General features: G+C 67.7%; 12 protein-coding genes. 10 read left to right on the top strand and 2 right to left on the bottom strand.

Annotation, left to right across the window (positions count from 1 at the left end):
• Positions 1-18: 18 nt before the first annotated feature.
• The 5 genes from M1L58_RS01865 (at position 19) to M1L58_RS01845 (ending at position 4104) form a co-directional block, all read left to right on the top strand.
• Complete coding sequence (locus M1L58_RS01865; RefSeq protein WP_248657607.1) at positions 19-1044, top strand: alpha/beta hydrolase; 1026 nt, start codon at positions 19-21, stop codon at positions 1042-1044.
• On the top strand, positions 1041-1811 hold the full coding sequence (locus M1L58_RS01860) for a glucosyl-3-phosphoglycerate synthase (protein WP_248657606.1): 771 nt from the start codon (positions 1041-1043) through the stop codon (positions 1809-1811). The genes M1L58_RS01865 and M1L58_RS01860 overlap by 4 nt, the downstream gene beginning before the upstream one ends.
• A 33-nt stretch (positions 1812-1844) precedes the next feature.
• Entirely contained in the window at positions 1845-2600 is a 756-nt protein-coding gene (pyrH, locus tag M1L58_RS01855) for a UMP kinase (RefSeq protein WP_006866847.1), read from the top strand.
• Between the two features lie 83 nt (positions 2601-2683).
• Positions 2684-3241, top strand: a complete 558-nt coding sequence (gene frr / locus M1L58_RS01850) for a ribosome recycling factor (protein ID WP_006866848.1) — start codon at positions 2684-2686, stop codon at positions 3239-3241.
• A complete protein-coding gene (locus M1L58_RS01845; RefSeq protein WP_006866849.1) occupies positions 3238-4104 on the top strand; it encodes a phosphatidate cytidylyltransferase in 867 nt (288 codons plus the stop codon). Before frr ends, M1L58_RS01845 begins: the two co-directional genes overlap by 4 nt.
• Before the next feature lie 11 nt (positions 4105-4115).
• On the opposite strand, the gene M1L58_RS01840 is transcribed toward M1L58_RS01845, so the two are convergent.
• Entirely contained in the window at positions 4116-4550 is a 435-nt protein-coding gene (locus tag M1L58_RS01840) for a LapA family protein (RefSeq protein WP_248657605.1), read from the bottom strand.
• Positions 4551-4580: 30 nt separating this feature from the next.
• Here M1L58_RS01840 and rlmN point away from each other — a divergent pair, with 30 nt between their 5' ends.
• Entirely contained in the window at positions 4581-5687 is a 1107-nt protein-coding gene (gene rlmN / locus M1L58_RS01835; protein ID WP_248657604.1) for a 23S rRNA (adenine(2503)-C(2))-methyltransferase RlmN, read from the top strand.
• Between the two features lie 81 nt (positions 5688-5768).
• Here the strand turns inward: rlmN and M1L58_RS01830 are convergent, their stop codons facing one another.
• On the bottom strand, positions 5769-6050 hold the full coding sequence (locus tag M1L58_RS01830) for a DUF2631 domain-containing protein (protein ID WP_005199001.1): 282 nt from the start codon (positions 6048-6050) through the stop codon (positions 5769-5771).
• 114 nt (positions 6051-6164) lie between these two features.
• On the opposite strand from M1L58_RS01830, the gene puuE reads away from it, so the two are divergent.
• The 4 genes from puuE (at position 6165) to ispG (ending at position 10851) form a co-directional block, all read left to right on the top strand.
• On the top strand, positions 6165-7151 hold the full coding sequence (gene puuE, locus M1L58_RS01825) for an allantoinase PuuE (RefSeq protein ID WP_154881921.1): 987 nt from the start codon (positions 6165-6167) through the stop codon (positions 7149-7151).
• Positions 7152-7163: 12 nt separating this feature from the next.
• Complete coding sequence (gene dxr / locus M1L58_RS01820) at positions 7164-8336, top strand: 1-deoxy-D-xylulose-5-phosphate reductoisomerase (RefSeq protein ID WP_006866853.1); 1173 nt, start codon at positions 7164-7166, stop codon at positions 8334-8336.
• A 34-nt stretch (positions 8337-8370) separates the two neighbouring features.
• A complete protein-coding gene (locus tag M1L58_RS01815) occupies positions 8371-9597 on the top strand; it encodes a M50 family metallopeptidase (protein ID WP_006866854.1) in 1227 nt (408 codons plus the stop codon).
• A 66-nt stretch (positions 9598-9663) separates the two neighbouring features.
• On the top strand, positions 9664-10851 hold the full coding sequence (gene ispG / locus M1L58_RS01810; protein WP_006866855.1) for a flavodoxin-dependent (E)-4-hydroxy-3-methylbut-2-enyl-diphosphate synthase: 1188 nt from the start codon (positions 9664-9666) through the stop codon (positions 10849-10851).
• Positions 10852-10857 lie beyond the last annotated feature (6 nt).

The raw sequence follows: 10857 nt of genomic DNA, 5'->3' as shown, positions 1-10857 counted from the left end.
TGCAGGAAAGCGGAGTGGATGAACGAACAGGATGTCGCCGGGGTGAACGGTCGCCGTGTCATCGGAGCGGTGGGCCTCGTCGCGCTGTCGGTGCTGGCGATGGTGGTCGGGTTGCCGGGTTCTGCTGCGGCGGAACCGAATCCGGCGTCGATCGTCGCCGAACGCGTGCAGCGTGCGGGCGAGATCGACCTGACGGTCCGGTCGAGCGCCATGCGCACGACGATGACCGTGAAAGTGCTTCCCGCAAAAGGGGATCGGCCCGCTCCCACGCTGTACCTGCTCAACGGCGCCGCCGGCGGTGACGGCGGTAGCAGTTGGTTCGACCGCACCGACATCCGCACGTACTTCGCCGATCAGCACGTCAACGTGGTCGTCCCCATGGGTGGCGCCGCGAGCTACTTCACCGATTGGCAGCGTCCGGATCCGGTGCTCGGGGTGCAAAAATGGGCCACGTTCCTCACCGAGGAACTCCCCGACGTGATCGACCGTCGTCTCGACGCCAACGGCCGTAATGCGGTCGCCGGGATCTCGATGGCCGGTACGTCGGTGTTCCAGCTCTCGCTGCACGCGCCCGAGCTGTACGAGGCGCTCGGTTCCTTCAGCGGATGTGCGCAGACGAGTGACCCGCTGGGTCAGGCCGTGGTGCGCATGGTCGTCGAGGGGCGCGGCCACGGCAACACCCTCAACATGTGGGGGCCGCCGACGAGTCCGGCCTGGCGCGCCAACGATCCCTTCGTCCACGCGGAGTCGTTCCGTGGGAAGTCGATCTATGTGTCCAACGGTTCCGGTGCGCCGGGGCGCTACGACACGATCGACGGGCCGGGCATCGACGGCAACGGTTCCAAACTCTTCGACCAGCTCGCCGTGGGCGCGGTGATCGAGACCGCGACGGCCGAGTGCACCCGTAATCTGCAGCGCCGGATGCGCGAGGTCGGGGTGCCGGCGACCTTCCACCTGTACGAGGGCGGCACCCACTCGTGGCCGTACTGGCAGGACGAACTGCACCGCGCCTGGCCCCAGTTCCGCGCGGCGCTGGCCGGGTGACCCCCGGCGAACTCGTCGGGTGCAAGGACGGCCGCACCGTCTCGGTGGTGGTCCCGGCGTTCGTCGGGGAGATGCCCGCGACCGCCGTCATCGACTCGGTCGCCCCGCTCGTCGGGACGCTCGTCGACGAGATCGTCGTCGCCGATTCGGGTCCGCGGGAGGATCGGGGAGGCGTGCTGCGGCGGGCGCTCGCGACCACCACCGGCGATCTGGTCGTTTTCCTCGACGGTGATGTCGTGGACCCCGATCCGGCCGACGTCTCGCGACTACTCGGTCCGCTCCTGACGTCCCCGGGCGTGCAACTTGTCAAGGGGTACCACCGGGTCCCGGCCGGCGGCAGTCGGCTCACCGAGTTGCTGGTGCGGCCCCTCATCGCGTCGCTGTGTCCCGAACTCGCGGCGATCATCGCTCCGATCGGCGGTGACCTCGCCGGAACCCGGGACCTGCTGAGGTCGATCCCGTTCGCACCAGGCCACGGCGTCGACATCGGCATCCTGCTCGACACGGTCGCGGAGCACGGGATCGATGCTGTCGGGCAGGCCGACCTGGGGGTCCGGGAACTGCGGAGTCGACCGCTCGTCGAACTCGGTCCGGAGGCGCGCCAGATCGTCGTCACCCTGCTCGAACGTCTCGGAATCGAGGACTCGCAGGCTCCGCTGACCCAGTTTCTGCCCGAAGACGACGGCTACCGGTGTGTGCAGACGTTTCCGGTGCCGGCCCGGTCCGAGGAGTACGCGTGTCGCGAGTCGCATTCGGCGAGGACGTAACATAGTTCACCGAACCGACGAGTGAGGAAGCGAATGAGCGAAGCGCCCGATCCCACCCCATCCGATCTCAAGAAAGCCGAGCGTGCCGGATTCAAACGAGTCCTGTTGAAGCTGGGTGGTGAGATGTTCGGCGGGGGAGAGGTCGGTCTGGACCCGGACGTCGTGGCGACCGTGGCCGATCAGATCGCCGACGTCGTCAACTCCGGTGTGCAGGTGGCCGTCGTCATCGGCGGAGGCAACTTCTTCCGCGGCGCCGAACTACAGCAGCGCGGCCTCGACCGCAGTCGCTCGGACTACATGGGCATGCTCGGTACCGTGATGAATTGCCTTGCGCTGCAGGACTTCCTGGAGAAGCGCGGCATCAGCACCCGCGTGCAGACCGCCATCACCATGGGCCAGGTCGCCGAGCCGTATCTGCCGCTGCGCGCCCAGCGTCACCTCGAGAAGGGGCGTGTGGTCATCTTCGGCGCCGGCATGGGCATGCCGTACTTCTCCACCGACACCACCGCCGCCCAGCGCGCGCTGGAGATCAAGGCCGAGGTCGTCCTCATGGCCAAGGCCGTGGACGGTGTCTACGACGCCGATCCGCGCACCGATCCGGACGCCAAGCTGTTCACCGAGATCACCCACCGCGAGGTCCTCGACAAGGAACTCAAGGTCGCCGACGCGACCGCCTTCAGCCTGTGTATGGACAACAAGATGCCGATCTTGGTGTTCAATCTGCTCCAACAAGGCAATATCGCCAGAGCGGTGGCCGGCGACCGGATCGGCACGCTGGTCAGCACCTAGCAGCCCCAGCGAACCGCACGAGAGCACGGCCCCGCACGAGAACAAGGCCTGCCCAGGCCCTACCGAACGGAACAAGGACGAAGATGATCGACGACGCGTTGCTCGACGCCGAGGAGAAGATGGAGAAGGCGGTCAACGTCGCCAAGGAGGACATGGGCTCCATCCGCACCGGACGTGCGAACCCGGCCATGTTCAACAAGATCAACATCGAGTACTACGGTGCGATGACCCCGGTGACGCAGGTCGCGTCGATCAACACGCCCGAGCCGCGCCTGGTCGTCATCAAGCCGTACGAGGCGTCGTCGCTCCGTGACATCGAGACCGCGATCCGCAACTCCGATCTCGGCGTGAACCCGACGAACGACGGCACGATCATCCGCATCGCCATCCCGCAGCTCACCGAGGAGCGTCGTCGCGAGCTGGTGAAGCAGGCCAAGGGCAAGGGTGAGGACGCGAAGGTCGCCATCCGCAACGTTCGCCGTAAGGCAGCCGACGAGCTCAAGCGCATCCAGAAGGACGGCGAGGCGGGCGAGGACGAGGTCACCCGGGCCGAGAAGGAACTCGACAAGACCACGGCCACCTATGTGCATCAGGTCGACGAACTGGTGAAGCACAAAGAAGACGAATTGCTCGAGGTGTGAGCGAGAAGGCATCCGACCCCGAGAACAAGACCGGCCCGGAGAAGAAGTCGCGGGCAGGTCGTGACCTCCCGGCCGCCATCGCGGTCGGAGGCACGCTCGGCGTCAGCATCATCCTGATCCTGCTGTTCGCGCCGATGCTCTGGTACGTCCTCGTCGCCGTCGCCTTCGCGATCGCGACCTGGGAGGTGACCAAGCGGCTGCAGACCGCGGGCCACAACGTCGCGTTCTGGCCGCTGCTCATCGGCGGTCAGGCCATCATCTGGGTCAGCTGGCCGTACGGGCCCACCGGCGTGCTGGTCGCGTTCGTCGCGACCGTCCTGGTGTCGATGGTGTGGAAGCTGCTCGCCCAGGGCATCTCCAACGCGCCGGAGAACTATCTCAAGGACCTTGCCCTCACGGTGTTCGTGCTGGCCTGGCTGCCGTTGCTGGCCTCCTTCGGTGTCCACCTGGTCACCCAGGAGGACGGCGCGGCCCGCGTCGCGACCCTGATGGTGGTCGTGGTCTGTTCCGATGTCGGCGGATACGCCGCCGGGGTGCTCTTCGGCAAGCACCCGATGGCGCCGGCGATCAGCCCCAAGAAGTCGTGGGAAGGCCTCGTCGGCTCGCTGCTCGTCGGCACGATCGGCGCGGTCTGCTGCATCACGTTCCTGATCGGCAGCCACTGGTGGATCGGTCTGATCCTCGGGCCGGTGCTGGTGGTGTGCGCGACGCTCGGCGACCTGGTGGAGTCGCAGGTCAAGCGCGATCTCGGCATCAAGGACATGGGCACACTGCTGCCGGGCCACGGCGGCATCATGGATCGCCTCGACAGCCTCCTGCCCTCGGCGTTCGTGGTGTGGGCGGTGCTGACGGCTCTCCTGTAGGAGAGACCGGCCTACCCGGCGGCCTTCTTCAGGGCCCGACGTAGCTGCAACATGCGCAGCCCGCCGATGAGGGCGACGATCAGCGCGCCGGCGATCGCGGCGATCAGCAGGCTGACCCCGAGCGGGAGGTTGACCTCCCAGAAGATCAGCTCGATCCGCTGACTCTCCAGATTCTGCACGATGAACACCAGCAGCAGGACCAGGATGACGGCGCCGATGACGACGCCGAACCAGGTCGCGCGTGTGCGGGTGTGTTCGACGTCGGCGACGGTCTGGCGCAGACGGTCACGCTCGGCCAGCACGGCGTCGTGATCATCGCCGGCGGGTACCGGGGTCATGGGTGCGGGCTCGGGGACGGGCGCGGTGTCGTGAGCAGGGTGAGGCTCGCCCTGCGAACCCCACTGGGGGACCGGATTCCCGGTTCGTCGGCGATCGGGTGTGGTCATGGGTTCATCATGACATGCGACAATGGCCCAATGACCTCATTACCGCTGGTGTTCGACGCGCCCAAACGCGGGCTGCCGCCGACACACTTCGCCGACCTCGACGCCGCCGGTCGCGTCGCGGCGCTGGCCGAGTTGGGTCTCCCGAAGTTCCGGGCCGATCAGCTGGCCCGTCAGTACTACGCGCGCCTCAACGGCGACGTCGAGGAGATGACCGATCTGCCCGCGGTCTCCCGCGACGCCGTGCGCGAGAAGCTGTTCCCGCGGCTCCTCACCCCGGTGCGGCACATCTCGTGCGACGACGACTCGACGCGAAAGACCCTCTGGCGCCTGCACGACGGCACCCTCCTCGAGAGCGTGCTCATGCGATACACCGAACGCAACACTCTGTGTATCTCCAGTCAGGCCGGCTGCGGCATGGCCTGCCCGTTCTGCGCGACCGGACAGGGCGGCCTCGATCGCAACCTGTCGACCGCCGAGATCGTCGATCAGGTGCGCGCCGCCGCGCGCGCTCTGCGCGACGGTGAACTCGGCGAGCCGGGACGCCTCTCGAACGTCGTGTTCATGGGCATGGGAGAACCGCTCGCCAACTACAAGCGCGTCGTCAGCGCAGTCCGTCAGATCACCTCGCCGGCCCCCGACGGTCTCGGGATCTCGGCGCGATCGGTGACCGTCTCGACCGTCGGTCTCGCCCCGTCGATCCGGCGCCTCGCCGACGAGGGCCTCGCGGTCACGCTCGCGGTGTCCCTGCACACCCCCGACGACGAACTGCGCGACACCCTCGTGCCCGTCAACAACCGCTGGTCGGTGGCCGAGGTCCTCGAGGCGGCCCGCTACTACGCCGATACCACCGGACGTCGCGTCTCCATCGAGTACGCCCTGATCCGCGACGTCAACGATCAGCCCTGGCGGGCCGACATGCTGGGGCAGAAGCTGCACAAGGCGCTCGGCTCGCTCGTGCACGTGAACCTCATCCCGCTCAACCCGACCCCCGGCTCGGAGTGGGATGCCAGTCCCAAACCGGTGGAACGGGAATTCGTGCGCCGCGTCCGCGAGCAGGGCGTGTCCTGCACCGTGCGCGACACCCGCGGGCAGGAGATCGCCGCGGCCTGCGGCCAGCTCGCCGCCGAAGAGCGCTGAGCCGGGAGACGAAACCGGAGATACGAAAAACGCTGAGCGGCGGTGCCGCTCAGCGTTTTTCGGTGTCTGGTCAGTGGAGGATCAGGACCACTTGCCGCGGTTCATCCACCAGCCGCGGACCGCGAAGTACAGGACGCCGACCGCGAAGGCGATGAGCCAGAGATCCTCGACGTGACCGGTGTGGTTACCGATCATCATGAGCAGCAGGAAGGCCGCGAAGAAGATGGCGGCACCGTAGAAGGTCTTCGTCGCCGATCCGAACCAGCCGAAACGAGCCGACGGCGCATCGGCGGGCTCACGACGCCAGCCGGTGTCGATGACGTCGGCGTGTCCGCCAGTGTGCTCCACATCGGTGCTTGCCACAGCCACTCCTCACAGCGCGGGTCGTCAGAAGTCTGACGAACGGTAGTAGTTCTCGAACAGCATAGCGGCACAGTGATCTCGCCGACCCAGCCCGGTGGGTGATTCGGTGACAGAATGCGGCACATGTCTCCGTCCGAGTTCCGCGCCGGCCCCGGTGCCGGTCGTTCCCTGGCCGACTACCGTGCCGAGGCCTATCCCCGCGACATGATCGGATACGGTGCCACGCCGCCGAATCCGCAGTGGCCCGGGGACGCCAAGATCGCCGTTCAGTTCGTCCTCAACTACGAGGAGGGCGGCGAGAACAACGTGCTCGAGAACGACCGCGGCAGTGAGACCTTCCTGTCGGAGATGGTCGGCGCACAGCCGTTCCCGAACCGGCACATGAGCATGGAGAGCATCTACGAGTACGGCTCGCGGGCCGGGGTGTGGCGGGTTCTGCGGGCCTTCGACCGCCGTGGACTGCCGTTGACGATCTTCGCGGTCTCCCAGGCGATGGCCCGTAACCCCGAGGTGGCGGCGGCCTTCGTCGAACGCGGTCACGAGATCGCCTGCCACGGCTACCGGTGGCTCAACTATCAGCTGATCGACCCCGAGGTCGAACGCGATCACATGCGCGCCGGGATCGAACTGCTCACCGAGATCACCGGGGAAAGGCCGCGCGGCTGGTACACCGGCCGGGACTCACCCAACACGCGCCGCCTCGTCGTCGAACAGGGCGGGTTCACCTACGACTCCGACAGTTACGCCGACGACCTGCCGTACTGGGTGAAGGTCCCGCGCGGCGACGAACTCGTCGACCACCTCGTGGTGCCCTACACGCTCGACACCAATGACATGAAGTTCTCGTCTCCCGGCGGCTTCCCGTCGGGGGAGCAGTTCTTCGCGCACCTGCGCGACGCCTTCGACGTCCTCTACCGCGAGGGCGTCGAGGGGGCGCCGAAGATGCTGTCCGTCGGACTGCACTGCCGGCTCGTCGGACGGCCGGCCCGGCTGGCGGCCCTCGAGCGGTTCCTCGACCACATCCAGTCCCACGACGGTGTGTGGATCACCCGCCGCATCGAGATCGCCGAGCACTGGCGGAAGGTGCATCCGGCCGGCTGACACAATGGATCCGTGCCCACACGTGTGTTGATCCTCGGTTCGACCGGCTCCATCGGCGTTCAGGCGCTCGAGGTGATCGCCGAACATCCCGACCGCTTCGAGGTCGCCGGTCTCGGCGCGGGCGGCGGCAACCTCGACCGGCTGGCCGAACAGGCCGCGGCCTTCGGTGTCCCCGCGTCCCGGCTGGCCGTCGCCGACGAGGCGCGTGCCGCCGAGCTCGCCGAACGACTCGCGGCGCCGGTCCTCGGTGGCGCCGACGCCATGTGCGACCTGATCGACGCGGTGGCCGCCGACGGCGGCGTCGACGTGATCCTCAACGCGGTCGTCGGATCGATCGGGCTGGCCCCGAGCCTCGCGGCGCTGCGTGTCGGGGCGCGGCTGGCACTGGCGAACAAGGAGTCCCTCGTCGCCGGCGGGGCACTCGTCCTCGACGCAGCGGCTCCCGGTCAGATCGTCCCGGTGGACTCCGAGCACTCGGCCATCGCCCAGTGCCTGCGCGCGGGTACCGCCGCCGAGGTGGACCGGCTGGTGCTCACCGCGTCGGGCGGGCCGTTCCGCGGTTGGTCGGCCGAACAGCTCCGGGACGTCACCCCCGAGCAGGCCGGGAAGCACCCCACCTGGTCGATGGGCCCCATGATCACCCTCAACTCGGCGACCCTGGTCAACAAGGCCCTCGAGGTCATCGAGGCGCATCTGCTCTTCGACGTCGACTACGACCACATCGACGTCACCGTCCATCCGCAGTCGATCGTGCACTCGATGGTGACCTTCGTCGACGGCGCGACCGTCGCCAAGGCGTCGCCGCCGTCGATGAAACTCCCCATCGCCCTGGCGCTGGGCTGGCCCGATCGCGTCCCCGGATCGTCCACCGCATGCGACTTCTCCACCGCCTCGGCGTGGACGTTCGAGCCCGTCGACGACGAGGTCTTCCCGGCGATCGAGCTCGCCCGGGCGGCGGGACGGGGTGGCGGGAGTCTCACCGCGGTGTACAACGCCGCCAACGAGGCGGCCGCCGACGGCTTCTTCGCAGGTGCGATCCGTTTTCCGCGGATCGTCGAGATCATCGGTGAGGTGCTCGGCGAGGCGGATCAGTGGCGTGTCGCGCCAGGTACTGTGGAGGAGGTCTTCGCCGCCGATCGGTGGGCCCGGGAGCGCGCCGCGCAGCTGGTCGTCGCCTCGTCGTGATCGGTGCGCATCTTGATCTGGATGGAGTGAGTACGTGAGTTTCGCGATCGGTGTCACGCTTTTCGCGGTGGCACTGTTGCTGTCGGTCGCCTGGCACGAGTGCGGTCACATGTGGGCCGCCCAGGCAACCGGCATGAAGGTGCGTCGCTACTTCGTCGGCTTCGGGCCGACGATCTGGTCGACGCGCCGCGGCGAGACCGAGTACGGACTCAAGGCGATCCCGCTCGGCGGCTTCTGTGACATCGCAGGAATGACCCCGCACGAGGAGCTCACCGCCGACGAGCAGGACCGGGCGATGTACAAGCAGAAGGCCTGGAAGCGCCTCGTCGTGCTGTTCGCCGGTCCCGCGCAGAACTTCATCCTCGGCTTCGTGCTGATCATCATCGTCGGCCTCACCTTCGGGCTGCCCGACCTCAGCCCGCCGCCGACCCCGGCGAAGGTGGCCGAGACCCAATGCGTGTCGTCGACGATCACCATCGCCGACGGTGAACAGACCAACTCGCCCTGCACCGGCGGCGGACCGGCGGCGGCCGCGGGCCTGCGCCCGGGCGACGAGATCGTGGCCATCAACGGGACCCCGGTCGGCAAGGCCGCAGACCTGACCCCGGTGATCCGCGAGTCCACGGGCCCGGTCGTCCTCACCGTCGACCGCGCCGGTGAGCGCCTCGACCTGACGATGACCCCCGAGCCGGTCACCGTCACCGCCAAGCGCTCCGACGGCACCACCGAGAGCGTGTCGTACAACATGGTCGGCATCGCCTACGACGCCCCGCCGGCGATCAAGGACTTCAGCGGCTTCGATGTGATCCCGGGCGCTTTCGTCTTCACCGGTGACCTGATCAAGGAGACCTGGAACGCGCTGCTGTCGCTGCCCACCAAGATCGGTGCACTGTGGACCGCGGTGACCGGTGGCGAGCGCGCGCTCGACACCCCGGTCAGCGTGTACGGCGCCTCCGTGCTCGGTGGCCAGGCGGTCGAACGCGGTCTATGGGACATGTTCTGGATGCTGTTGATCAGCATCAACTTCTTCCTCGGCCTGTTCAATCTGGTCCCGCTGCTGCCGCTCGACGGCGGCCACATGGCGATCGTCGGCTACGAGAAGGGCCGCGACACCGTCCGCCGCTGGTTCGGCCGGGCCCCCGGCGCCGCCGTCGACTACTACAAACTGCTCCCGATCACCTACGCCGCGGTGGTGGTGATGGCCGGCTTCATGGTGCTCACCCTCACCGCCGACATCATCAACCCGATCAATCCGTGGTGACCTCCCACAACGAATCACCCCAAGACGCCCGAGAAGACCCACACCCGAATCACAGAGGTGAATGAGATGAACGCCCCGACTCCTGCCAACGCCGTGCCGATCGGACTCGGCATGCCGGCCGGACCCCCGCCGGTGCTGGCCCCGCGCCGCAAGACCCGGCAGCTGTTCGTCGGCTCGGTCGGCGTCGGCAGCGACCACCCCATCTCGGTGCAGTCGATGACGACCACCAAGACCCACGACATCAACGCGACGCTGCAGCAGATCGCGGAGCTCACCGCGTCGGGCTGCGACATCGTGCGCGTGGCATGCCCGCGTCCCGAGGACGCCGAGGCACTGCCGATCATCGCCAAGAAGTCCAAGATCCCGGTCATCGCCGACATCCACTTCCAGCCGAAGTACATCTTCGCCGCGATCGACGCCGGCTGCGCCGCGGTGCGAGTGAACCCGGGCAACATCAAGGAGTTCGACGGCCGAGTGAAAGAGGTCGCGAAGGCCGCCGGTGATGCAGGCATCCCGATCCGCATCGGCGTGAACGCGGGCTCGCTCGACAAGCGCATCCTGCAGAAGTACGGCAAGGCGACGCCGGAGGCGCTCGTCGAGTCGGCGCTGTGGGAGGCGGGCCTCTTCGAGGAGCACGGTTTCGGCGACATCAAGATCTCGGTCAAGCACAACGACCCGGTGATCATGGTCGAGGCCTACCGTCAGCTCGCCGCCCAGTGCGACTACCCGCTGCACCTCGGCGTCACCGAGGCCGGTCCGGCATTCCAGGGCACGATCAAGTCGGCCGTGGCCTTCGGCGCACTGCTGAGCGAGGGCATCGGCGACACCATCCGTGTATCGCTGTCGGCGCCGCCGGCCGAGGAGATCAAGGTCGGCGACCAGATCCTGCAGTCGCTCAACCTGCGTCCCCGCAAGCTCGAGATCGTGTCCTGCCCGTCGTGTGGCCGCGCGCAGGTCGACGTCTACAAGCTGGCCGACGAGGTGACCGCGGGCCTCGAGGGCATGGAGGTCCCGCTGCGCGTCGCCGTCATGGGCTGCGTGGTCAACGGGCCGGGCGAGGCCCGCGAGGCCGACCTCGGTGTCGCCTCCGGAAACGGCAAGGGACAGATCTTCGTCAAGGGTGAGGTCATCAAGACCGTGCCGGAAGCGCAGATCGTGGAGACATTGATCGAAGAAGCGCTGCGGATTGCCGAGGAATCAGGGGAAACTGGAGACGGCACGCACGTCGGCTCGCCCGTGGTCACCGTCTCCTAGGCGCCA

It is taken from the genome of Gordonia sp. C13 (assembly GCF_023218005.1).
Taxonomy (GTDB): domain Bacteria; phylum Actinomycetota; class Actinomycetes; order Mycobacteriales; family Mycobacteriaceae; genus Gordonia; species Gordonia namibiensis.
The sequence above is the reverse complement of the archived record's forward strand: the minus strand, read 5'-3'. Positions and strand labels throughout refer to the sequence as shown.

Bases quoted from the DNA above. Each gene is read 5' to 3' on its own strand.
- frr (WP_006866848.1), top strand. From the start codon at position 2,684: ATGATCGACGACGCGTTGCTCGACGCCGAGGAGAAGATGGAGAAGGCG.
- puuE (WP_154881921.1), top strand. From the start codon at position 6,165: ATGCGGCACATGTCTCCGTCCGAGTTCCGCGCCGGCCCCGGTGCCGGT.
- ispG (WP_006866855.1), top strand. From the start codon at position 9,664: ATGAACGCCCCGACTCCTGCCAACGCCGTGCCGATCGGACTCGGCATG.
- M1L58_RS01865 (WP_248657607.1), top strand. From the start codon at position 19: ATGAACGAACAGGATGTCGCCGGGGTGAACGGTCGCCGTGTCATCGGA.
- M1L58_RS01840 (WP_248657605.1), bottom strand. From the start codon at position 4,550: ATGACCACACCCGATCGCCGACGAACCGGGAATCCGGTCCCCCAGTGG.
- pyrH (WP_006866847.1), top strand. From the start codon at position 1,845: ATGAGCGAAGCGCCCGATCCCACCCCATCCGATCTCAAGAAAGCCGAG.
- rlmN (WP_248657604.1), top strand. From the start codon at position 4,581: ATGACCTCATTACCGCTGGTGTTCGACGCGCCCAAACGCGGGCTGCCG.